At 59.5% G+C, this 24260-nt stretch carries 20 protein-coding genes; 13 read left to right on the top strand and 7 right to left on the bottom strand.

The window, feature by feature from the left end:
* Positions 1–61 precede the first annotated feature (61 nt).
* The 12 genes from D1646_RS07495 to D1646_RS07445 all read left to right on the top strand — a co-directional run bounded on the left by D1646_RS07495 (position 62) and on the right by D1646_RS07445 (position 14636).
* Complete coding sequence (locus D1646_RS07495; protein ID WP_160635877.1) at positions 62–1798, top strand: ABC transporter ATP-binding protein; 1737 nt, start codon at positions 62–64, stop codon at positions 1796–1798.
* A gap of 5 nt (positions 1799–1803) precedes the next feature.
* Positions 1804–3621, top strand: a complete 1818-nt coding sequence (locus D1646_RS07490; protein ID WP_160635910.1) for an ABC transporter ATP-binding protein — start codon at positions 1804–1806, stop codon at positions 3619–3621.
* Positions 3622–3655: 34 nt separating this feature from the next.
* Complete coding sequence (locus D1646_RS07485; protein WP_160635876.1) at positions 3656–4180, top strand: hypothetical protein; 525 nt, start codon at positions 3656–3658, stop codon at positions 4178–4180.
* The gene (locus D1646_RS07480) at positions 4180–5346 is read left to right on the top strand and encodes a nitrogenase component 1 (protein ID WP_160635875.1); all 1167 of its coding nucleotides are present in this window, start codon (positions 4180–4182) and stop codon (positions 5344–5346) included. The genes D1646_RS07485 and D1646_RS07480 overlap by 1 nt, the downstream gene beginning before the upstream one ends.
* A 13-nt stretch (positions 5347–5359) precedes the next feature.
* Positions 5360–6181: a nitrogenase iron protein gene (nifH, locus tag D1646_RS07475; RefSeq protein ID WP_160635874.1), complete on the top strand. Its 822-nt coding sequence runs from the start codon at positions 5360–5362 to the stop codon at positions 6179–6181.
* A 185-nt stretch (positions 6182–6366) separates the two neighbouring features.
* Positions 6367–7791, top strand: coding sequence for an MATE family efflux transporter (locus D1646_RS07470; protein ID WP_160635873.1), 1425 nt, complete (start codon positions 6367–6369; stop codon positions 7789–7791).
* On the top strand, positions 7788–9077 hold the full coding sequence (locus D1646_RS07465) for an alpha/beta hydrolase (protein WP_160635872.1): 1290 nt from the start codon (positions 7788–7790) through the stop codon (positions 9075–9077). The genes D1646_RS07470 and D1646_RS07465 overlap by 4 nt, the downstream gene beginning before the upstream one ends.
* Positions 9078–9323: 246 nt before the next feature.
* Positions 9324–10772 carry an aminoacyl-histidine dipeptidase gene (locus tag D1646_RS07460; RefSeq protein ID WP_160635871.1) on the top strand — a complete coding sequence of 483 codons (1449 nt, stop codon included), beginning with the start codon at positions 9324–9326 and terminating at the stop codon, positions 10770–10772.
* Positions 10773–10817: 45 nt separating this feature from the next.
* Positions 10818–11816 carry an O-acetyl-ADP-ribose deacetylase gene (locus D1646_RS07455; protein WP_160635870.1) on the top strand — a complete coding sequence of 333 codons (999 nt, stop codon included), beginning with the start codon at positions 10818–10820 and terminating at the stop codon, positions 11814–11816.
* A 92-nt stretch (positions 11817–11908) separates the two neighbouring features.
* Positions 11909–12553, top strand: coding sequence for a hypothetical protein (locus tag D1646_RS07450; RefSeq protein ID WP_160635869.1), 645 nt, complete (start codon positions 11909–11911; stop codon positions 12551–12553).
* 312 nt (positions 12554–12865) lie between these two features.
* Positions 12866–13027 carry a hypothetical protein gene (locus D1646_RS22640; protein ID WP_201754584.1) on the top strand — a complete coding sequence of 54 codons (162 nt, stop codon included), beginning with the start codon at positions 12866–12868 and terminating at the stop codon, positions 13025–13027.
* 28 nt (positions 13028–13055) lie between these two features.
* A complete protein-coding gene (locus D1646_RS07445; protein WP_160635868.1) occupies positions 13056–14636 on the top strand; it encodes an FAD-dependent protein in 1581 nt (526 codons plus the stop codon).
* Positions 14637–14718: 82 nt separating this feature from the next.
* On the opposite strand, the gene deoC is transcribed toward D1646_RS07445, so the two are convergent.
* The 6 genes from deoC to murI all read right to left on the bottom strand — a co-directional run bounded on the left by deoC (position 14719) and on the right by murI (position 21012).
* On the bottom strand, positions 14719–15363 hold the full coding sequence (gene deoC, locus D1646_RS07440; protein WP_160635867.1) for a deoxyribose-phosphate aldolase: 645 nt from the start codon (positions 15361–15363) through the stop codon (positions 14719–14721).
* A gap of 373 nt (positions 15364–15736) precedes the next feature.
* Entirely contained in the window at positions 15737–16627 is an 891-nt protein-coding gene (locus D1646_RS07435; protein ID WP_160635866.1) for an acetamidase/formamidase family protein, read from the bottom strand.
* Positions 16628–16642: 15 nt separating this feature from the next.
* Positions 16643–17866, bottom strand: a complete 1224-nt coding sequence (locus D1646_RS07430) for an amino acid permease (protein ID WP_243154070.1) — start codon at positions 17864–17866, stop codon at positions 16643–16645.
* Between the two features lie 135 nt (positions 17867–18001).
* On the bottom strand, positions 18002–18799 hold the full coding sequence (locus D1646_RS07425) for a response regulator (protein WP_160635864.1): 798 nt from the start codon (positions 18797–18799) through the stop codon (positions 18002–18004).
* Between the two features lie 11 nt (positions 18800–18810).
* Positions 18811–20196: a histidine kinase gene (locus D1646_RS07420; protein ID WP_160635863.1), complete on the bottom strand. Its 1386-nt coding sequence runs from the start codon at positions 20194–20196 to the stop codon at positions 18811–18813.
* A gap of 39 nt (positions 20197–20235) precedes the next feature.
* On the bottom strand, positions 20236–21012 hold the full coding sequence (gene murI, locus D1646_RS07415) for a glutamate racemase (protein WP_160635862.1): 777 nt from the start codon (positions 21010–21012) through the stop codon (positions 20236–20238).
* Positions 21013–21116: 104 nt separating this feature from the next.
* Here murI and D1646_RS07410 point away from each other — a divergent pair, with 104 nt between their 5' ends.
* The gene (locus tag D1646_RS07410) at positions 21117–22064 is read left to right on the top strand and encodes a LysR family transcriptional regulator (RefSeq protein ID WP_160635861.1); all 948 of its coding nucleotides are present in this window, start codon (positions 21117–21119) and stop codon (positions 22062–22064) included.
* Between the two features lie 281 nt (positions 22065–22345).
* Here the strand turns inward: D1646_RS07410 and D1646_RS07405 are convergent, their stop codons facing one another.
* A complete protein-coding gene (locus tag D1646_RS07405; protein ID WP_160635860.1) occupies positions 22346–24076 on the bottom strand; it encodes a HAMP domain-containing methyl-accepting chemotaxis protein in 1731 nt (576 codons plus the stop codon).
* Positions 24077–24260: the final 184 nt, after the last annotated feature.

The following is a 24260-nucleotide window of genomic DNA, read 5'->3' as shown; positions in this document are numbered from 1 at the left end:
CTCCGGTGTTATAATACAAAACCAAGGTACCTAGTAATTATGGAAGGAGGCAGGCGGAGCCGTGTGGAGATATATTAAGCGGTATTGCCATTTTGCCGTTATCGCCGCGCTGTTTATGGTGGGGGAGGTCCTGGCCGACCTGTATCAGCCCGCCCTGATGAAACAGATTGTGGACGACGGCGTGCTGGGCCTGAACACCGGAGGTCTGGGTGACCTGCAGTTGATTCTGCGGGTGGGAATCGTCATGATTCTGGTGGTCGTCCTGGGGGGCGCCGCCGGGTCGCTGAACAATGTGTTTACTCATATGTGCTGCCAGAACATGGGCAACGACCTGCGCAAGGACTGTTTTCAGAAGATCATGTCCTACTCCTTTGACCAGATGGACCGGTTCGGCACTGGCTCCCTCATCACCCGGGTCACCAACGACGTAAACCAGGTGTCCATGCTGGTGGGGCAGTTTATCCGGGGCGTTGTCCGGGCCGGTATGCTGACCTTCGGCAGTCTGATCTGCCTGTACCGGCTGAGCGCCACCTTTGGTACCATCGTTCTGTGTGCCGTCCCCCTCATCCTGGCCTGCCTGATTGGCTGTATTTGGGCCGCCAATCCCCTGTTTTCCCGGCTTCAGGAGCAGCTGGACCAGGTCAACGGAATTCTCCAGGAGGACATTTCAGGCATCCGAGTGGTCAAGGCCTGCGTGCGGGAGACCTATGAGAAGCTCCGCTTCGGCAAAGCCAATGGGGAGTTAATCAAGATACAGCTGAAATTTCTAGTGATTTTCGCCTTTATGAACCCCACCATCAACGCTTTGATGTACCTGGCCGTGGCGGTGATTCTGATGAGGGGCTCCGTCCAGGTGGGGCAGGGAGCCGCAACCCCCGGCATGGTGATGGCGGCCATTACCTACACGACCCAGCTGCTGGACGGCATCCTGATGCTGGTGATGATTTTCCAGACCATCTCCCGGGGCTGCGCCTCCTGGAAACGGGCCCGGGAAATTCTGAACAGCGAGCCCGCGCTGACGGACGGCGGCTTTCACGGGGAGACGGAGGTCCAGGGGAAGCTGGAATTTCGAAATGTCTCCTTCTGCTACCCAGGCTCCCGGCAGCCGGCCCTGCGCCATATTGATTTGACCGTCCAGCCCGGCGAGACGCTGGCCATCATCGGCCCCACCGGCAGCGGAAAATCCACTTTGGTCAATTTGATGCTGCGCTTTTACGATGTGACTGAAGGTGAGCTGCTGGTGGATGGCGTGGATGTGCGCCGCTACGACCAGAGGGCCCTGCGGGATAAGATGGGGGCGGCGCTGCAAAAGAGCGAGTTGTTCAGCGGCTCCCTGGGGGAGAACATCGCCTGGGGAGTTGACGGGGCTTCGGACGAGGCCATTGCCGCCGCCGCCCGCACCGCCCAGGCGGCAGACTTCATCCAGGCCGCCCCCCAGGGCTACCGCACTCCGGTGGCGGAGCGGGGGGCCAGCCTGTCCGGCGGGCAGAAGCAGCGGGTGTCCATCGCCCGGGCAGTGTTGAAGCCGTCGGAGTTCCTCATTTTTGACGACTCCTCCAGCGCTCTGGACCTGAAAACTGAGGCGGCCCTGTACGACGCTCTGGACAGCGCCCAGCCGTCGTGTACCAAGATTTTAATTGCCCAGCGAATTGCCACCGTGCGCCGGGCGGACCGAATTGCCGTGATGGACAGGGGGACCATCGTGGGGTGCGGTACCCACTGGGAGCTGCTGGAGTGCTGTCCCATCTATCAGGATATCTGCCAGTCTCAGATGGGGAGTGAGGAGGAATTGCTGTGAGAGAGATGAAGCCTGCCGCCCAGATGCCCCGCATTCCCGGTGCGGGAGGCGGTCCGGGCAGAATGCCGGGGACCATGCAGGTGGAGTACGCGGAGCATTTGGGCGGGACCCTGCTCCGGATTGCCGCCTACCTGGCCCGGGAGCGCGCCACTCTGGCCGCCATGCTGGCCGTGGTGGTGCTGGGTACACTGTGCGGGCTGTGGGCCCCCAGCCTGCAGAGCAGAGCCATTGATATTATCTCCGGCGAGGCGGAGGGCATCCTGACAAACACCGTGGGACTGATGCTGGGGGCCTATCTGCTGTACAGCGCCAGCCGGCTGGTCCAGGGGCTGCTCAGCGCCCGGCTGAGCCAGAGCATTGTCAGGCGGATGCGCCAGGAGCTCTTTGACAAGCTGGTGGATCTGCCCCTGAGCTATCTGGATACCCACGCCAACGGCGACCTGATGAGCCGCATGACCAACGACATTGAAAATATCTCCACCACCGTGACCCAGTCTCTCCCCTCCCTCTGCTCCGGGGTCCTGACTGTCATCGGAACTGCGGCGGTCATGGTGTGGTACTGCTGGCAGTTGGCCCTGCTCAGCCTGGTCACCATTATGCTGACAGTGCTTGTCACCAAATTTCTGTCCAAAAAGGTGCGTAGCTCCTCCCGCCAGCGCCAGGAACTGCTGGGACGGCTCAACGGCCAGGTAGAGGAGATGATTGCCGGCTACCGCACAGTGGCAGCCTACAACCGCCAGGAGAGGGCGGCGGCGGACTTTGCCCAGGTGTCCGACAGCATGACAAGGGCCGGCATCCGGACGGACGCTGTCAGCGGCATTATGGGTCCCCTGTCCAACTGCATCGGCAACACTGGCTTTGTCATCATCGCGGCGGTGGGGGGCTGCTTTTCCCTCCGGGGCATGATCTCGGTGGGAGTGATCTCCGCCTTTATCGTCTACGCCAAGCAGTTCAGCCGTCCTATCAACGAGCTGGCACAGATCTACGGCCAGCTGCAAACCGCCATCGCCGGGGCGGAGCGGGTCTTTTATGTGCTGGACGAGAGGGGCGAGGACCCCTCCGGTCAGAAGCTGGAGGAACGCGGTGTTGCGGAGGTCTCCTTCCAGCATGTGAATTTCTCCTATGAGCCGGGCCGCCCGGTGCTGCGGGACTTCTCCCTAAAAATTCCATCGGGGAAGAAGGTGGCCCTGGTGGGGGCCACAGGCAGCGGAAAGACAGCGGTGGTCAATCTGCTGATGCGTTTTTACCAGCCGGACAGCGGCGAGATTGCCATCAACGGGCAGAACATCGGGGCGGTCAGCCTGGACAGTCTCCGCCGGAATATGGCTATTGTGCTCCAGGACACGGTGCTCTTTGCCGGCACAGTGCGCCACAACCTGACCTACAGCAATGAACACGCCACAGAGGAGCAGCTGCGCTCTGTACTGGCCATGAGCCGGTGTCAGGAGTTTGTCCAGCGCCTGCCCCAGGGGCTGGATACCGTCCTGACGGGAGCGGGAGGAAATCTGAGCCAGGGGCAGCGCCAGCTGCTGGCCATTGCCCGGGCCTTTGCCGCCGACCCGCAGATCCTGATTCTGGACGAGGCCACCTCCAACGTGGACACCCAGACCGAGCGGGCCATTCAGGAGGCCATGCAGCGGATTATGGAGCACCGGACCAGCATCATCATCGCCCACCGGCTGTCCACCATTCGGGACGCGGATATCATCGTGGTTATGGACCAGGGGCAGATTGCCGAGATGGGCAGCCACGCCGGTCTGCTGGCCGCCAGAGGCAAATACTACGAGCTCTATATGACTCAATATGCGGGCTTTGCCACTTAAGTATAACAAAAGTTTCAGGAAGAAGGAACATTAAATGCGATTACATCATAATTGGGACAACAAGCCCGATGGTGCAGGCCGTCACCACGGCAGCCACGGGCATCGCCACAACGAAAACGGCCACAGCCGGGGCGCTGAGGGACACGGCCGCCACGGCAGGCAGAAGCACCTGTCCAATCTGCTGGAGAACAAATTGGAGACTATGCTGCTGTTTGTGGGCGCGGCCAACTGCGCCCGGCACCGGGCCGACCAGATGGCTGAGCTGATGCGGGCAGGCCGCCTGGCGCTGCTGTGCCCCACCGCCGCCGACTACGCCACCGGGCGCTACCTCCACCAGGTGGAGGACGCCATGGTGGAGCTGAGCGAGAGGAAGGGCGTGAAGGAGTTTGTGGTGATGTACGGCTGTCAGTGGGCGGTGCTGTCCACCGACTTCGACATGATGGCCCGGGAGCTGAAGGAGGTCCACGGCATCACCGCGGTGCTGGACGCCACCTGCCACCTGTGCGGCAACGCCCAGGGCGGCGAGGACGACCACCGGCAGGGAAGGGGGGAGGAGTAATGAAACGGCTTTGGACAAAAATTCCCCCCTGTATGTCCGATATTTTGGGCCTGCAGGCGCTGATAAACAACACAAGCGGCGAGGCCATTGTGGACGACGCCTCCAGCTACAAGCCCCTGCGCTACACCCAGGGCGGCGTGGGCCGTCCCGAGAACCGCCGGGGCCCCGGCGGCAAGCACAATGGTTACTTCGGGAGCCAGCGGGTTGTGTCCTCCGAGATTCGGGAGGCCAACGTGGTCACCGGCACCGCCGGGCAGGTCTGGGCCGCCGTGGAAACCGGGATTGAGGTGTTCCGCCCCGACTTTATGCTGCTGGCCACCGCACCCTGCGCCGCCATGATCGGCTCCGACCTGGCGGAGGCGGCGGACCGGGTCCAGGCGGAGCGCCGCATTCCCGCCGCCGCAGTGAATCTGGACGGCCAGAAGGACTACCTCTTCGGCGTCGGTATGGCCCTGGAGGCCATGGGAAAGCTGCTGCTGGAGAAGGGGGACACCCGGCCCGGCACCGTCAATCTGCTGGGCTGCAACACCGTGGACTGGTCGGAGGAGATGGTCCAGGAGACCGGGCAGTGGCTGGCCTCCCACGGCTGGCAGGTCCTGTCCCGCTGGGGGAGCAGGGAGACCACGGAGAATCTGAAAAACGCCGGCGCCGCCGCCCGGAATCTGGTGGTAAATCTGTCCGGCCTGCGGCTGGCCCGGTATATGGAGGCGGAGCTGGGCATTCCCTATGTGGTGGGCGCTCCCTTTGGCGCGGACCAATGCGCGCAGCTGCTGGAGGAGCTGGAAACCGGACTGTCAGACCCCAAGGAGGAACAGCCAGAGGGAGAACCGGAGGCGCTGGTCATCGGCGAACAGCTGGCCGCCAACGCCATCCGCCAGGGGTTGGAGCAGCGGGGCTTTGCCCATGTCCGGGTGTGCAGCTTCCTGGAGATGGACAAGGGACTGATGAGCCCCGGCGATAAAAAGCTGGTCAGCGAGGACGAGCTGGAGGCGGAGCTGAGCAACGAGACGCTGCGGGTCGTCTTGGGGGATGTGGACTGCCGCATTGGGTCCCCGGTGAAGTGGGCCCCCCTGCCTAACCAGGGCAATCTGGCCCCCTCCCGGCTGCTGGCCCCCTTCTCCATGACGGACGGGGCCCTGGACCGCTGGCTGGACGGGGTTTTATAAGGAGGAACGAGATATGAGACAGATTGCCATCTATGGAAAGGGCGGCATCGGGAAATCCACCACAACCCAGAACATGGCCGCCGCCCTGGCCGATTTGGGCCGCAAGCTGATGATTGTGGGCTGCGACCCCAAGGCGGATTCCACCCGTCTGATTTTGGGGGGAATGCCCAAACGCACCGTACTGGACACCATGCGGGCCAAGGAGGATGATGATGTGGAGCTGTCCGACTTCCTGTTCACCGGCTTCAAGGGCATCCAGGCGGTGGAGTCCGGCGGACCGGAGCCCGGGGTGGGCTGCGCCGGGCGGGGCATCGTTACCGCCATCAATCTGCTGGAGCAGCTGGGGGCCTACCGGGCCGAGCTGGACTACGTCCTCTACGATGTGCTGGGGGACGTGGTGTGCGGCGGCTTTGCCATGCCCATCCGGGAGGGCAAGGCTCAGGAGATTTACATCGTCTGTTCCGGAGAGATGATGAGCCTGTACGCCGCCAACAACATCTGCAAGGGCATCCAGCGCTACGCCGCCGCCGGAAAGACAAAGTTGGGCGGTCTGATCTGCAACTCCCGGCTGGTGGACAAGGAGCGGGAGCTGGTGGAGGCCTTTGCCAGGGAGCTGAACACTCAGCTGCTGCACTTCCTACCCCGGGACAACGTGGTCCAGCGGGCGGAGCTCCAGCGCAGGACGGTCATCCAGCACGACCCGCACTGCCCCCAGGCGGAGGAGTACCGGGCGCTGGCCCGGGCGGTGGAGGACAACCGGAGCTTCACCGTCCCCACTCCCCTGACGGGCGAGGCCCTGGAGGCCCTGCTGCTGCGCTGCTGTCCAATGGAATAGAGAAAACAGGCTGGGAACTTCCGTTCCTGGCCTGTCCTTTTTCATGGCGCACATACTATTTCCGTTTTGGAAACTATCCCTAAACAAATTGAATTGATTCCACCTGGAATTGTGTGATTTAATAAAGGCAAAGCAGACCATGTAAGGGTTAACACTCCCCTGGGATGAAACGGAGGTATGCTACCATGGCAAGACAGGTTAGCGCGGAAAAAAAGCAAATGATGTTAACGGAGGACATCCGGACCCTTGTGCCCAAAATGGCGGTCCCCACCATTGTGGCGCAGCTGATTACAACGGTCTATAATCTGGTAGACGCGTATTTTGTCAGCACCCTGGGGACCAACGCCACCGCCGCAGTGGGCGTGAACAGCTCCCTGGAGCGCACCATAACCCTCATCGGCTCCCTGATTGGCGCGGGCGCGTGCAGCTACATCGCCCGGCTGCTGGGCTCCAAGCGGGACGAGGACGCCAACCGGGTCCTGTCCACCTCTCTGTTCTCGGCGCTGGGCCTAGGCATTCTCTTTATGCTCATCGGCCGGCTGTGCATTCAGCCCATGGTCTACCTGCTGGGGGCGGACGAGAACTGCGCCGCCTACTCCATCCAGTATGCCACCTATGTGCTGTACGCCGCGCCCTTTATGGTGGGCAGCTTCATTTTGAACATGTGCCTGCGCAGTGAAGGCAGCGCCATGTTTTCCATGATCGGCATGGGCTTTGGCGGCGTACTCAACTGCTTCCTGGACCCCTTGTTCATCTACGGCGGCGAATACGGTCCCGGCCTCTTCGGCATTCAGGGACTGGGCCTGGGTGTGGCCGGCGCATCTATGGCCACGGCAATCTCCAAGACCGTCAGCTTCTGCATCCTGTGCTGGCCCTACCTCCGGCACCGCAGCTCGGTGACCATCAGCCTGAAAAAGTTTAAGCTGGTGATGGAGGATGTGCGTGAGGTGCTGGCCATTGGCTCCACCTCCTTCTTCCGCAGCGCCTTCTCCGTGATTGCCAACGTCACCATCAACCGGGTTGCCCGGGGCTACTCCACCGCCGCTCTGGCCGCCCTGTCGGTGGCCAACCGGGTCCTGGAGTTCCCCTTCGCCATCATTCTGGGCTTCGGCCAGGGCTATCAGCCCATCGCCGGCTTCAACTGGGGGGCCAAGCAGACCAAGCGGGTTCGGGACAGCTTGAAGTTTGTCATCCAGGTCTCCCTCATCGGCGCCATTGGCATCGGCGCGGTGCTGGTCCTGCTGGCCGCCCCCATCGTGAGCATCTTCAACAAGCAGGCCGACGCCGAGGTGCTCCGGCTGGGTGTGCTGTGTATCCGCCTGCAATGTATCATGCTGTTCTCCCATGCGCTGAACTCCATTATCAACATGTTCTACGCCGGTATTGGCAAGGCCAAGTACGCCCTGGCCATGAGCACTGCCCGGCAGGGTTATGTCTTTATCCCGGTGGCAATCATTGCCCCCATCTTCCTGAAGGAGGTGGGCATTGCCTCAGCTCAGGCCATTGCGGACGTGGTGTGTCTCTTTATTGCAATTCCCTTAGCGATCAAAGCCTTTAAGATGATCGATGAGGAAGAGATAAAAGAATCGCAGGAGGAGGCCATAAAATGAAGGAATACGAAGTCAAGGAGACGTTTCTCCGGGTTACAAGGCGGGTCCCCGGCGTGCTCTATGAGCCGGCGGGCCGGGACGGCGAGTGCCTGAACGCCGTGCTGGTAATGCACTCCGACGAGGACTATCTGGACGCCCCCACCGGCCGGCAGCTGGCTAAGCGGGGCTTCCGGGTCCTGTGCGCCAATGCGATGGTCAAGGAGGGCCTGTTTTTTACCCAGGTGGACAAGATGCAGGCGGTGAAGGGGGCCGTCGAGTATCTGCGCAGTCTGCCCCGGGTCAACCGGATCATCCTGATGGGCCACAGCGGAGGTGCAACCCTGATGACCGCCTATCAGGCCATTGCAGAAAATGGAGCCCAGATTTTCCAGGGGCCAGAGGTGATCCTGCCCTATCCGGACAGCTCCCCGCTGCCCCCCGCCGACGGCCTCATGCTGCTGGACGCCAACTGGGGCAACGCCGCCATGCAGCTGTTCAGTCTGGACCCCGCTGTGGTTTCGGAGGACAGCGGAATGGAGCTGGACCCCGTCTATAACCTCTTTGAGAAGGAGAACGGCTTTAAAAAGGAGGGCTCCACCTTTTCCGACGCATTTATCCGGCGCTTCCAGAGGAAGCAAGGAGAGCGCAACAATCAGATTCTGGCCCACGCCCTGGAGTGCTGGGAAAAGATCCAGGCCGGCGAGGGCCGCTACAGCGATGACGAACCACTGGTCATCCCCGGGGCCAACCAGGTGTTCTTCAATAACAAGCTCTACGCCCAGGATATCCGCCTTATGTCCCACACCCGCCAGCCCAGAGAGCTGATCCACGCCGACGGCAGTTCCACCGTGGAGATCGTTCACTCCGTGCGCCATCCGGAAAACCCGGAGTCCATGACCCACAACATGATGGACGGCGCCCGGATTATGACGGTGTACAACTACCTGACCTCCTACGCGGTGCGCACCCTGGACAGCTACGGCTACGGTGAGGACTCCGTCTGGGGAATCGACTGGGATTCCACCTACTGCTGTCCTCCCGGCAACGTCCAGCATATCCATGTGCCCTCTCTGTTCATGGGTATGACCGCCGGGTGGGAGTTCCTGGCCGCGGAGACGATTTATGAAATGTCCGCCAGCATCGATAAACACGTCGCCTTTGTGGAGGGGGCCAACCACAAGTTCCATACCGCCCACCACTGCGAGGCCTTCAAGGGTCAGTTCGGCAATACGATGGAGACCCTCCACGACTATGTGGCCAAGTGGCTGTCCGAGGGCAGATTTGAAGGTCCATCCTCCTTTCAGTGAGTGCAATTGAGGGCTACTGTATCTAATGGGACTCACGTAATCTCTGAACACTGCGCCGCAGCACAGAGGAAGATTGATGTATGGCCTTGAACGGGCCATAGGGAGCAGAAAACCCCCGGCAGGACATCATGATCCCTGCCGGGGATATTCAGCAGATACTCCGCACCCATGGGGGTGTTTTTTTGTTGTTTTTCCCAGAGATTGGTGGTATACTGAATCTACAAAGATGGAATGGAGGAATGTCACATGGCAGTACTATCCACGCTGGAGCCCAGGAGGGTATTTGAGTACTTTGAAAAGCTGTGCTCCGTCCCCCACGGCAGCCACAATACCAAGCAGATCAGCGACCTGTGTGTCAGCTTTGCCCAGGAGCTGGGGCTGAGGTGGCGGCAGGACGAGGTGAACAACGTGGTCATCTGGAAGGAGGCCACCCCGGGTTATGAGGGAGCTGTCCCGGTGATTCTCCAGGGTCACATGGACATGGTGTGCGTCAAGACAGAGGACTGCCCCAAGGATATGGCGGCGGAGGGGCTGGACCTGGCCACCGACGGGGAGTGGGTCTGGGCGGATGGCACCTCTCTGGGCGGGGACAACTGCATTGCGGTGGCCATGATCCTGGCCATTTTGGCCGATGACACCCTGCCCCACCCTCCGCTAGAGGCAGTATTTACCGTGGACGAGGAGGTGGGCATGGACGGCGCCTTTGCCCTGGACTGCTCCGATTTGAAGGGGTGCAAGCTGGTCAACCTGGACTCGGAGGAGGAGGGAGTGTTTACCGTCTCCTGCGCCGGCGGCCTGCGGCTGGACTGTTTCCTGGCGGGAGAGCAGAGGCCTCTGCTGGGGGAGAAGGGCTATGTGGTGACCCTGGATGGCCTGTTGGGCGGCCACTCCGGCGGGGAGATCCACAAGGGCCGGGCCTCCGCCAACCATCTGATGGGCCGGGTGCTGTACAATGCCATGGGGCGGGTCCCCGGCCTGCGGCTGGCCGATATTCGGGGCGGGCGGTTTGACAACGTGATCTGTCCCAGCAACCAGGCCAAGGTGGCGGTGCCGGCGGAGCGGGCGGCGGACTTCGAGGCCTTTATCCAGGAGTTCCAGGCCGTGCTGCAAAACGAGTACGCCGGCTGTGACGACGGTCTGTCTCTGACCTGTGCCCCCGTGGAGCTGGAGCGGGCTCTGTCCCCCAAGGTCGCCTTCCGGATGCTCCAGGTGCTGATGGTCCTGCCCCAGGGGGTCCAGGCCATGAGCGCGGATTTCCCCGGACTGGTGCAGACCTCTCTGAACCTGGGCACCATGGGACTTGAGGAGGACGGGCTCCACTTCAGTATCTCTGTCCGCTCCTGCATCGCCTCCCAGAAGACCATGATGGTTCAAAAGGTACGGGCCATTGTGGCCAGCGCCCGGGGGAGTGTGGCTGAGCGGGGCGACTACCCCGGCTGGCAGTACGCCAAGGAGTCGGTGCTGCGGGAGGATATTCTGGCGGCCTACCAGGCGGTGACCGGCAAGGAGGGCCGGATTGAGGCGACCCACGGCGGCCTGGAGTGCGGCCTGTTTATCGAGAAGATCCCCGGTCTGGACGCGGTGTCCGCCGGCCCGGAGCTGGTGGATATCCACTCCCCCCAGGAGCGGCTGAACGTGGCCTCGGTGGGCCGGGTGTATGAGATGACCTGCGAGCTGCTGAAGCGGAGTAGATGACAGCCGGGGCCCCGGAGGAAGAGAACAAAATGGAGGGGAGCAGATATGCCCATTCAGATTGTGCGCAATGATATTACCACCATGTCGGTGGACGCCATTGTCAATGCCGCCAACACCTCCCTGCTGGGGGGCGGGGGTGTGGACGGCTGCATCCACCGGGCGGCGGGTCCCCAGCTGCTGGAGGCCTGCAAAAAGCTGGGGGGCTGCGACACCGGGAAGGCAAAAATCACCGGGGGTTACCGCCTGCCCTGCAAGTATGTGATCCATGCGGTGGGCCCTGTGTGGCGGGGCGGAGGCCAGGGGGAGCGGGCGCTGCTGGCCTCCTGCTATCAGACCAGCCTGGAGCTGGCGGCGGAGCACCGGTGTGAGACGGTGGCTTTCCCCCTGCTCTCCTCCGGCATTTACGGCTACCCCAAGGACCAGGCCCTCCAAGTGGCTATGGAGACGGTGGAGCGCTTCCTGATGGACCACGAGGATATTACCGTATACATCGTGGTCTTTGACCGGGCCGCCTATCAGATTGGGCAGCAGCTCTTTGAGGACATTGCCGCCTATATCGACCAGAACTATGTGGACCAGCACACCGGCCAGACCCGCCGCCTCATCTGGGGAGATAGGCGGTACCAGGAAGTCCCTCCCATGGCGGCGGCCATGCCGGCCCCGCTTCTGGAAGCAGACAGCTTGGAGCAGGCCCTGGAGGAGCTGGACGAGAGCTTTTCTCAGGCGCTGCTGCGCCTCATCGACCAGCGGGGGATGACCGATGCCCAGTGCTACAAGCGGGCCAACATCGACCGCAAGCTCTTCTCCAAGATTCGTAAAAATCCCGGCTACCGCCCCAGCAAGCCCACTGCTCTGGCCTTCGCCGTGGCCCTGGAGCTGACCCTGGAGGAGACAGGGGAGCTGCTGCGCAAGGCGGGATTTGCCCTGTCCCGGTCCAGCAAGTTCGACATCATTGTGGAGTACTTTATTTCCCGGGGAAGCTACAACATCTTCACCATCAACGAGGCCCTGTTCGCCTTCGACCAGTCTCTTCTGGGCGGCTGAAATTTGTCGCCCGGCAGGCGACCCCGAAAGAGAAAAAATCCCCTATACTATGGCTGTAAGCAGCAGACAGCCATTGTACAGGGGGTTTTATTATGAACAACAATTTGACCGAGATCATCTTCATCCTGGACCGCAGCGGCTCTATGGCGGGGCTGGAGGCCGACACCATCGGCGGCTTCAACTCCCTGCTGAGCAAGCAGAAGGAGGAGCCAGGGGAGGCCATCCTCTCCACCGTCCTCTTCGACCACGAGATACAGGTGCTCCACGACCGGGCCGACCTGAACCAGGTGGCCCCCATAACCCAGAAGGACTACTTTGTCCGGGGCTGCACCGCCCTGCTGGACGCGGTGGGCGGGGCCATCCACCATATCGGCAACGTCCACAAATACGCCCGCCCGGAGGACGTGCCCCAGCGGACCCTGGTGGTCATTACCACCGACGGCATGGAGAACGCCAGCAGGCGGTACACCCTCCCCCAGGTGAAGGAGATGGTGGAGCGGCAGCAGCGAAAGTTCGGCTGGGAGTTTTTGTTCCTGGGGGCCAACATCGACGCGGTAGAGACCGCCGGCAGCATGGGCATCGCCCCCCAGCACTCCGCCAACTACTGCTGCGACCAGGAGGGGACCCAGCTGAACTACCAGGTCCTCAGCGAGGCGGTGTGCTCCGTCCGGGCCGGGAAGCCCCTGGGCGCCGGCTGGAAGGCCAAAATCGACCATGACTTCCTGCGCCGCCGCTGAGTTCTCAAAGAACTGCGCCCGGGGACTCTCCCAGGGCGCGGTTTCTGTTTACGCAGTAAGGGCCAGCTCCTCCATGGCCTCTCGTTCGCTGTCAGCAGAGAAGCAAAACCGTCCTGCCCAATCGTAGACCTCCACGTGTCCTCTGACCCAAACAATGCTGTAATCCATCGCGTCTTGCTCCTTTCTTGTAGTATGACCACAGTATACAAGAAGGATAGTCCCATAAACCGGACTTTTGACGGGGGCGGCAGCAAGATTATTGTTGCCAAACGGGGGAAAATCAGGTATGCTGGAGGAAAAGGAGGGGGATCTATGGACCCGATTTATTACACCGTGGACGCCATCAACGGAGATTACGCCCACCTGGTCACCGACGAGGGCGGGGAGCACTCCATTACCATGTTCCTGCTTCCCGAGGGCACGACCCTGGGGACCTGGCTGAAGCTGGAAAATTTCCAGTGGGAGATCGTATGAGCCGGAGCGGGGGAAGGAGGGGAGCCCGATGATACGGATCAGCAATTTGCCTCTGCCCCTGAATGGGGACCTGGACCAGCTGCGCAGACGGGCGGCCCGGGCGCTGGGGGTCCGGCCAGGGGCGCTGGGGGAGCTGGAGCTGGTCCGCCAGTCCATCGACGCCCGTCGGAAGAATGACGTCCACTATGTGTACACGGTGGAGGTGGAGATGCCCGGTGAGGAGTCTCTGGTCCGCTCCGCCCCCGGCAGAAATATAGCCCTGGTCCAGCGGCTCCCCTATGTCTTCCCCCAGGTGGGCCGGAAATCGACCCTGCCCCCGGTCGTGGTGGGGATGGGACCGGCGGGGCTGTTTGCGGCCCTGTTTCTGGCAAGGAATGGGATCCCCTGTGTGGTGCTGGAGCGGGGCCAGGATGTGGACCGGCGGGCTCTGGACGTGGGGGATTTTTGGAGTACCGGGGGGCTGGATGAGGGCTCCAACGTCCAGTTTGGCGAGGGAGGCGCAGGGACCTTTTCTGACGGCAAGCTGACCACCGGGACCCACGACCCCCGCATCTCCGCCGTGCTGGACGTGCTGGTGGAGGCGGGGGCCCCGGCGGATGTGAAGTACTCCCACCGTCCCCACATTGGCACCGACGTGCTGCGGGAGGTGGTGAAAACCCTCCGCCGGGAGCTGATCGCCCTGGGCTGTGACGTGCGCTTTGGCCACAAGCTCACCGGGCTGACGGTGCGTGGGGACTGTCTGGCGGGGGTCCAGGCGGAGGGCCCACGGGGAACGGAGTTCCTCACCGCCGACACCCTGATTTTGGCCCCGGGCCACTCGGCTCGGGACACCTTCGCCATGCTGCGGGACGCGGGAATCCCCATGGAGCAGAAAAAATTTGCCATTGGGGTCCGCATTGAGCACAGACAGCGGGATGTGAGCCTCCAGCAGTATGGACCCGCCTGGAAAACGCTGCCCCCCTCCGACTACAAGCTGGCCTGTCATCTGCCCAATAGCCGCTCCGTCTTCACCTTCTGCGTCTGCCCCGGGGGCCAGGTGGTGGCTGCCGCCTCCCAGCAGGGGGGCGTGGTGACCAACGGCATGAGCCTGCGGGCGAGAGACGGGGAGAATATCAACGGCGGCCTGCTGGTGGGGGTGGGCCCGGAGGACTTTGGCGGCGGGGATGTGCTGGCCGGGGTCCAGTTTCAGGAGCGGTGGGAGCGGGCCGCCTTCCGCCTGGGGGGCGGGGGCTTCCGGGCGCCGGCCCAGCGGGTGAGGGATTTTCTCCAGGGCCGCCCCTCCGAGGGGCCGGGCGGAGTCGCGCCCACCTACCGGCCCGGAGTGGCCTGGACCGACCTGCGCCCCTGCCTGCCCGGCTATGTCACCGCCAGCCTGGCCCAGGCTCTGCCTCTGCTGGACCGGAAGCTCCAGGGATTTGCTGCGGAGGACGGGGTCCTCACCGGTGTGGAGACCCGTTCCTCCTCTCCAGTTCGTATTCTTCGGGATGAAAATTACCAATCGAAATTGCGGGGGCTCTACCCCTGCGGCGAGGGAGCGGGCTACGCCGGGGGCATCGTTTCCGCTGCGGTGGACGGCATCCGGGTCGCTGAGGCGGTGGCCTTCCACTGAGCTGTGGATCCTCTCCGCAACAGAAAGCATCCCCCTGAGGCGGGAGCGTCACTGTCTCAGGGGGGATGTGGGGTTTATTTTGTTACTTGGACAGGCTCGCCAGCGCACTGGAGCCAATGCGGTCCGCACCGGCGTCCAGCATGGCCTGGGCCTGCTCAAAGGTGCGGATACCGCCGGCGGCTTTCACCCGGACGTCGGGGCTGACGTGCTCCCGCAGGAGGCGTACATCCTCCACGGTGGCGCCCCCCGCGGCAAAGCCGGTGGAGGTCTTGATGAAGTCCGCGCCGGACATGGATACGACCCGGCACAGGGACAGCTTCTCCTCATAGGTAAAGTTGCAGGCCTCAATGATGACCTTCAGGATGCGGCCCTTGCAGGACTCCTTCACCGCCTTGATCTCCGCCAGGACTCCCTCCCAGTCGCCCTCCTTGGCCAGGCCCTGGTTGATGACCATGTCGATTTCGTCCGCACCGTCCCGGATGGCGTCCTCCGCCTCAAACACCTTTACCTCAGGGGTTGCGTAGCCGTTGGGGAAGCCGACCACGGTGCAAATTTTCAGGCCATTGCCCAAATAGTCGCTGGCCTTTTTCACATAGCGGGGCGGGATGCACACACTGGCAACCCCCAGATCCCGGCCCTCGTCGCAGACAGCCTTGACCTGCTCCCAGGTAGCCGTAGGGGCGAGAAGGGTGTGGTCGACCCGCCTCAAAACTTCTTTCTGGTCCATGTTTGTCTCCTTTCCCCGCCCAAACCGGCGGGTTATATGCTACTGTTTTATTCTACCCCAGCGTTGGGCAATTGTCTATTTATGGAAAGTAAAAAAATAATCTGCCGGACCGCCCATTTTTGGCTTTTCGACAGGTTATCTCAATTTTTTTAGCTATTTTTGCCTGCTTCCGGAGAAATCTGCCTCTGTCAGCATATTCCGGACAATCCCAATTCATACCTGAAAGAACCGCGACTTGAAACTCATGGGGCTGGAGTGTGATGCTCCAGCCCCAGAGTTGGGCCGTATCCGGCCACAGCGGTCAAAGAGGGAAAACAGTGTCAGACGGATTTCCAGGAGGGTTGACCCCTTGAATCTTGCGGCTCAAGCCGTCCTACAATGTCTGAATACGGGTATCAAACTTGGGGCAGTGCAGCCGGACTGTTACGTTGTCGTCCACAACCTCGCTGATTTGTGCATCGCAGATGGCGCTCAGCAGCCGGTAAGCGTCCGGAAAGTTCAACTCCAGCTTCTTCATCAGAAATTCCACCGCGTCCGCCGCCGCTGTCTGAATACTCTCCTCCAGAGTTGTCCGGGAGGCCAGAAAATAGATGCCGTCAAGGGTCTCAATGACAGGGCGCTGAATGGGGCGGTCCCGATAAACGGTGGTTTTCAGGCACATACGTCCGGCAATTTCAATTCCGGTACCGGACAGCTCACCATCGCCCATGCAGGCGTGTATGTCACCCACAGCCAGCCCGGCTCCCTCCACGTTCACCGGGAAGTAGACGCGGGAGCCCGCTCGGATTAGCTTGGTATCCAGGTTGGCCCCGTGGTCATGGGGGACCGCACAGTGGAACTGTCCGGATTTTGGCGCCACACCCATAACGCCGATCATGGGGCTAAGGGGCAGCTTGATCCTATCAGAGAAGTGGGCAAAGCCGTCATGGACCGGGATTATTTTGGTGTCCGGCTGGGTGATCCGGTCTCCCAGGACCCCAAGTCCCTTTGAGGTGACCATCACGCCCTGAGCGGCCAGGTCGATGGCCAACACCTCCACGCAAAGCGTATCCCCGGGACACGCCCCCCGCACATGGATGGGGCCCACCGCGCAGTCCATGATGCTGATGTCAATGTCTGTCCGCTTTACCGAGGCGTCGGTGATCTGCCCGGAGTAGCAGTCATCTGCCTCGACCCAGAAAACCTCTCCATCCTCCACGGTGTAATTTGCCCTGTTGGTGGTGTTAAAATAGAAAATGACCTGATCCTTTGGTATAATTTTCATATTTGCCCCTTTCCCTTACCAGCCAGCGGGCAGAATGCCCACCATGGAACAGATGAAGTAGACCGCAGCCAGGCTGAAGACTACAATGATTGTGCCTTGGATGGCGGGGTGGGCGTACCAGCCGCATTTCCACTCCGGCTCGATTTCGCTGTGTTTCCGGGCGCTGTTCAGCATCAGCACGGGGACAATGGACATAATCACGCCGCCGAAGGTACCTGCCAGGCCGATGGCATCCACAAAGCTGACAAAGCCGCCATAGGCCAGGATGAAGGGGGGCAGCACAGTGCAGATGATGGCGGTGATCCGGGTCTTGGGGTCGTGCTCATCCTTGAGCTTAAACATATCCACAATGTTGGTCAGCATTGAACCGCCCACCGCCCAGTAGGAGGTCATCATGGCGCACAGGGCAAAGATGTTGGCAGTATACAGCGCCCAGGTCCCCAGGGCGTGACCCCAGGCCAGTGTGGCGACCTCGGTGACCTGGTCCGCACCGGTGAGACTGAGCACAGCCAGGGGGACGATGGCCAGGAGCATACCGGTCACAACCATTCCCGCAATGATGGCCACCGGCAGTTTTTTGGGGGTGTGGCGCATACCGCGGGCCAGCTCAGGCACAGCGTACTGGGCGATGTAGCAGAAGATGGCGCTGCTGAGCAGGGGGACGGCGTAGGTCCAATCGGCATACACCGCCCGGGAGATATCCGCTTTTCCGGACAGGAAGGAGGCCAGAACGATGACGGCCAGCAGTACCACCATACCGGTGGACATAAACTTCTCCCACAGTCCGGTGGCCTTCAGGCCCAGCCAGACCACAAGCACACAGGGTACGGTGAACAGCAGACTGCCTGCCCAGTTGGGAAGGCCCAGAAGAGTACACAGAATGTTGCCGGAACCGCTGGTATATGCGATCATACACCCCATAGAGTTGGCAACCACCGAAATAAAGACCAGCACTGCCCCCAGCTTCCCCACATACTTCTCGGCCAGGCCGGGCAGCTGTAAGGGCTTTTGGGTCCGCAGGGCAGTCTCCGCCACATACAGCATGGAAAATGTGGTAAACACACCGGCCACAATCAGCCACAGCAGCAGGATGGGCCAGCCGGCCTTGCGGGACGAGTACGCCAAGCCCAAAATGCCAGAGCCAATGTTCGCGCCGACAATGATTGCCGCCGCCTCGTACAGAGTTAATTTCGTAACTCTCAGGGCGCCCTCTTCAGGCTGCAAATTTTTTTCCTCCATGTTGTTCTCCTCCTTGTAAAATTTCATCTCTGTTCAGAGATGTATCACCATTATAGCTTGGGGGGGACAACGAAAGGACAACAATAGATAAGCTTTTGGGATTTGCTTGCATTGAGGCGCCGGAGACAGCGGCATTTATTGGAGATATTTATAAAAAAGAGCAGCCGTGGCGGGCTCTGCCCAGCTGTATTGGGCCATAAACTCGCCCATAAAGGCCCCAATCGCGTGGGTATCGCCCCGCAGCAGGTGGTAATAATCGCAGTCCACTTTCTCTACGGCTACCCCGAGAACGTTGTGGCCTTTGATAAGCACATCCTCGCAGTCTACCGACCGCAGAGTCTTCAGCAGGTCCGATTTAAAGGTCTGAGTCTGATTTTTCAGGGTGCTGTCATACTCCCGGTCCTCGAACAGGACGGCGGCAATCTCCTTCACCGAGCAGGTTGCCCCGCAGCGGTAAATTAGATAGGCGAAGAGCTCTTTGGATTTCGCCCTGGAAAATTTCAGCGGCTTCCCGCTGTAAAACACCTCAAAATTTCCAAAGCATTTCACGCTCAGCGGAACAGCGGTCCCGCTGAAAATATTATTCAGCTCCGCTCGGACCGCCTGCGCAGTGACCGGTTTAATCAGATAGCCCCTGGCATGGAGGGAGTAGGACTCCAGGGCATATTGGGGGTAAGCGGTCACAAAGACGATCTCCAGCTGGGGCAGGACCCTGCGCAGCTCACCGGCCAGACGCAGGCCGGTCCAATCCCGCATCTGAATGTCCAGAAATGCCACATCCGGACGGATTTCTCCTCGCTGCACCGCCTCCAGCGCCGCGGAGGGGGAGGTGTAAGGGCAGATCGTCCCGTCAGGCGCAGCCTCTTTCAGGGAGGCAGTCAGGTCGGCCAGCGCCAGTGCTTCGTCGTCAACGGCCAAAAATGTGTATTTCATAAACCCTCTCCCTATTTGGGGACAAAAATGACTGCGGTTGTACCGATACCCGGCTGGGAATGAATGTCCAGAGAGCCGCCGCACATGGCGGCAAGACGCTTTTGCACGTTGCTGACCCCCACATGGACCGGTCCGCACCGGTTTAAGAGGGATGTGTCAAATCCCACGCCGTCGTCCGTTACCGTAATTGTAAAGCCCTGGGCGGTCTCCGCTGTTTGGATTATGACGGTGCCGCCTCGCTCCCGCTGCATGACTCCGTGGCGGACGGCGTTTTCCACGATGGGCTCCAATGTCAGCGCGGGAACAAAGAACTGGGCGGCTGGCGTGTGAAAGACGACCTTCAGATCGTCCCCATACCGCATCTGCTCCAACCGGATATAGTGCCGGGTGTGTTCCAGCTCCTGAGTCAGAGGGATCAGGCTCTCATCCTCCAGGGAGCTGAGGTTGGCACGGAGATAGCGGGTAAAGTCCACCAGGGCGGCCTCCGCCTTGGGCGGGTCGAGGCGGCACAGCGCCCGGATCCCGGTCAGCACATTGTAGAGAAAGTGCGGTCGGATCTGGCTGAGCATAATGGAAATGCGCTGCTGAAGCAGGGCCTCCTCCTGCTGCTTCTCATACTCCAGCTGTACGCTGATATACAGCTGGAGCAGAGAAAAGGCTGCGACAGCATAGGCCAGAGTCATCTCAGAAATCAGGATATCCACAACAACGGCCATCAATACCAGCAGTTCATAGAACAAAAAGGCAATTGCCTTGCCGTTGCTCAGCATCCGGCGGAAATAAAAGATGATCCCCATGGTCACCACAATGGGCACCGCCAGAAAGAAAAGGAATACCCATGGGTGGTCCCACAGCTGCCAATACTGGACCGTGCTTCTGGAGGTTATTTGATTGATGCACACCAGCAGCAGACCGTCGGCGCACAGACCGCCCACCAGCCGAACATACCGCAGCAGCTCCTTGGGGTCCTCGTTTACATAGCTCAGCAGATAGGTGCTGTAGAGAATGATCAGCGGAAAACCCATGCTGTCACGGAAAAATGCCCCCACAGCCTGTAGGGGAACGACCCAGGGAAATTCCTCCAGCCCAATTCCCCAGACCAAGACATCCCCCAGCATTCCCATTGTTACAATGGCAAGCATCCACAAAAACAGTTTTACAAAGACTCTCTCACAGTGGCCGCTGCTGGAGACGCTGATATATGTGGTTGCTGTCAGCAGAATAAACATCAGCTCCACCAATGCGCTGGCGGCGGCGTATCCGCTGTATTCCGCTGTGCCGCCCATCGCCAAAAGGACGCGCACCAGCAGCGCTATGGCTAACACGATTACAGCGGCAGCTACCAAACGGGGGAGGACAGCTTTCGCTCTGCTCCCTTTTCTGGATTTCTGGACCATATTCACCCCCAATTTTTGGCCGTCGTTTTCTGACAGCACCTAGACTGCGGCAAACAAACGCCACACAAAGCCCAGGATTTCCTTGTTGTTTGCGCTGTTCATCATCGTAACGCTGCCTCTGTCCTCTTCACAGCGGGTGATTCCCAATTGGGCAAACCGGCTTTGGGTCTCCCGTGCGACGGTATCGCTCTGCTCATAGAAGCATACAGGATAGCCCAGCGCCTCTTGAATCTCAGCGGCGGCAAAGGGAAAATGGGTACAGCCCAACACGACGCCGTGGAACATCGTCGATTGCCATGGCGCAAGCAGCTCGCGCAGGTAGGCTATGATCCCCCCACGGTCCTGCTTCCCGCCCTCCACATAGCCGACAATACCCGGGGCGGCCACAGAAACCACTTCTCCCAACCCCTGCACCGCCTGGAGCTGTTTCTGATAGCGCGGGGAGGCCAGCGTCCCCGCAGTGGCCAGCGACAGGATCCGGCCGCCCGGGTGCGCCTGGAGCGCCCTTTGCACCGCCGGTTCAATGCCGATTACCGGAATACAGGGGTGCGCTTCCTCCAGTGCCCCCTGGGCGGCGGCGGTTGCCGTATTGCAGGCAATCACAATGGCCTTGGGCTGAAAGACATCCAGCCGCGCTATGCTCTCCACCGTCAGCCTTCGGACCTCGCAGGGGTCCTTGGGGCCATAGGGGGCGTTCGCTGAGTCTCCGTAATAAATGAAGGACTCATTCGGCATCTCCTTGACCAATTTTTTAAGCACACTGATTCCGCCTAATCCCGAGTCGAATACTACAACAGGCTGTTCTGAATGTTTCATAAAAGATCCCCCCTTGGCCTTGATTATAGCGTGGCGGTATGGTATTATCAAATACAAATGTATTTATCACAGCGATAGATAAAAATCTATCAGGAGGCCGGCCAGTGGATAAACAAATGAGCTATGTAAAAATGGTGTACGACCAGCGCAGCTTTACCAAAGCGGCGGAAAAATTGTACATCTCTCAGCCCTCTTTAAGCGCCATGATAAAAAAAGCGGAGACAGAGCTTGGAACCGCTATTTTCGACCGCAGCTGCACTCCGCTGGAGCTGACCGAGGCGGGGCGGGCATATATGGAATATATTGATGCAACCGTCCGCAATGAGACCCTTTTGTCGGAAAAGCTGTGGGACATTCAGAATTTAAATAAAGGGCATATTTATATTGGCGGCTCTAACTATATCCTATCCAATATTCTGCCGTTGATTTTACAGCGCATGATTCCCCGTTACCCTGATATTACATTTGAGACGGCAGAGGCAAACTCGTTTGTACTGCGCCAGATGCTGCTTTCAGGCGCACTGGATTTTGTGATTGACAGCTCCAGCGAGGAGGAGCCCTCGCTCATCTATCATGATTTATTTGAGGAGCATATTCTGCTGGCTATTCCAGCCGCGGACCCCGTGAATCAAGCGCTGATGGAGTATCAGATTACGGCGGCCCAGCTGTTGGATCCCGCACAGAAAAGGCGCTGCCTCCCCTATGACCTGGCCCGTTCCGCCTTGGAGAGCCCTTTTATCCTGTTGAAAAGTGAAAACGATATGTACCAGCGGGCCGACGCTGTATTCCGGCACTATAAGCTCCAGCCGAAAGCGCTGATTCAGCTGGACCAGCTGAATACCTCCCTCCAATATACCATGTATGGACTGGGATGCAGCTTTGTGACGGATACCCTGTTTCGCTACGGACGAAATTGTCCAGATATCTGCCTGTATGCCATTGACGCCCCGCTGTGCCGGCGCAGGCTATGTATTGTCCATAAAAAAGGCAGATATATTTCCAAGGCCGGAAGGCTCCTGATTCAGATTGCACAGGAAATTTTCTTCTCTTAGCGTGAAGCCCGCCGCAGACAGTACGATGGGTTTCTTGTCCAATCCTTCTTCTGGTGCCCGTGGCCCAGCTGCCAAACCCCTCAGACATACAAAAGGGTCCTATGATACGCCGCAGCGGCGATATCATAGGGCCCTATCTCGTTGAAGGCAGGGGTCACCTGTCTACGCAGATAACATCAAATATTCAGTATGGAATTCCTGCCCTCCTGGACCAGGGGATGGCTGCGTGGCTGGCCGTCCAGGAATCCGGTGTGATCCAGGTGGGGGCGGCTGGCCGGACTCTATCGCAGCATATCAGCGTATTGGGACCGCCTGGCCGAATCGCTCTTCAGCTGGAACCGTTCAACCAGGCCCTTCATAAGCTGCGACTGACTGGACAGCTCTTCACTGGCCGCCGCGCTCTCCTCTGCGGTGGCCGAGTTTGTCTGTACAACGCTGGAAATCTGGTCAATGCCCACTGTGATCTGAGAAATGGAATCCGCCTGGTCTCTGCTGGCCTCCGAAATCTGTTCGATGATACCGGTCATTTCGTTTACGTCATGAACCGCCTGAATCAAAGACTGGGCTGTATCGTCCGCAATCTGCGTCCCTTTTTCAACGGCGTTTAAGGTGTTTTCAATCAAAGAGGCGATATTCTCAGAGGCTTCTGTGCTCTTGTTGGCCAGATTGCGGACTTCATCGGCTACTACGGCAAATCCTTTTCCGGCGGTGCCTGCGCGGGCGGCCTCTACAGCGGCATTCAGGGCAAGGATATTGGTCTGGAATGCAATATCCTCAATGATCTTCATGATCTTGCTGATTTCACTGGAACAGCTGCTGATATCCCCCATTGCCTGGGTCATTTGCTGCATTTTTTCTTTGCTCACGTTTACCTTTACGCTGACAGAGCCTGCCGCCTCGCTGGCCTGCCGCGCATTGTCCGCATTCTGATTTACCTTGTTGGAGATTCCGTCAATGGTGGCGGCGAGCTCCTGCACGGCGCTGGCCTGCTCCGTTGCACCCTGAGCAAGGGCCTGGGCGCCGTTTGATACCTGGCCTGCGCCGCTTGCCACCTGAGAGGAGCTCTGACTGATCTGAAGCATGGTGTCATTGAGCTTCTCCGCAATGCTCCGGAAAGAGATGAGCAGAGGATGGAAGCCCCCTGTATATTCTCCCTCGCAGGTGGAATCCACGGTAAAATCTCCGTCGGCCATTTTAGCAAGGAATTTATTCTCATCGTCAATGATAACCCGAAGCTTACGGATCAATTTGCCCACCTGGGCGGCCAGAACGCCCAGCTCATCCTTGGAGGTATAAGAGATCTCTACGTCCAAATCTCCCTCCGCCATTTTAATGGCGGCATTCTCGATTTCAGAAATCGGGGTTTTAATCAGGCGTATTATCACAAAAGAGAAAAAGACGCCCACAAGGATGATGGCAATGATAATTGCTGTCATGGTAAAGATGGCGGTCCTATAGAGGGAAGCGCTTTCTGCCGCCGCGTTGTTACTGCCTGTTGTATTGTAGGCAATAATATCATCAAAGGCGCTGTTCAAAGAGTTGAACAGATCTTCACAGTCCACCTCCAGAATATCGCGGGCACGCTCCATCTGGCCCTGCTGGGCCAACGCCAATATTTTCTCGTCCGCATTCCTGTATTTCGTCCAGAGGTCATTGGCATTTTCATAGAAAGCGCTCTCTTCCTCGTCAATCAATGCCCCATATGTGGCTAAGAGAGTGTCCATAATTTCTTTTTCGCTGTGGAGATACTGAAGGCTGGTCTCCTCCCGCATGGAGGAGTTTGCAGTTAGATAGCCCAGCTCATTCAGCCGGATATTCGAGAGGGTGGCGCTCAATTCCCTGGCCGTGTCAACACTGGGAAGCCAGCTTGTTGCAATGTCATTTGTCATGTCGTTTAGCCGGCCCATGAGGAAAAATGACATACCGCTGATAATCAGCATTCCAAGCAGTGCAACTCCTATGAGGATATAGAGCTTGAGTCTGATTTTTAAATTTCGTATGCAGTGAATCATATTCGCCGTCTCCTTTGATGTTTCTTTGTCGCAGCGGTCAGCCGCAAAAATAATATGTCTGCAAACACAGTCCCTCAACTATATCGGAAAATTTTCTCTGTTTGATAAGTGAATAGACAAGAATATTCTTGCAAGATTCCAGGAGTTGAATCGGCTTGGGGGGATGGAAGGGGATGACAGGCGC

This window comes from Pseudoflavonifractor sp. 60, assembly GCF_009911645.1.
Classification (GTDB): Bacteria; Bacillota; Clostridia; order Oscillospirales; family Oscillospiraceae; genus Lawsonibacter.
The sequence above is the reverse complement of the archived record's forward strand: the minus strand, read 5'-3'. Positions and strand labels throughout refer to the sequence as shown.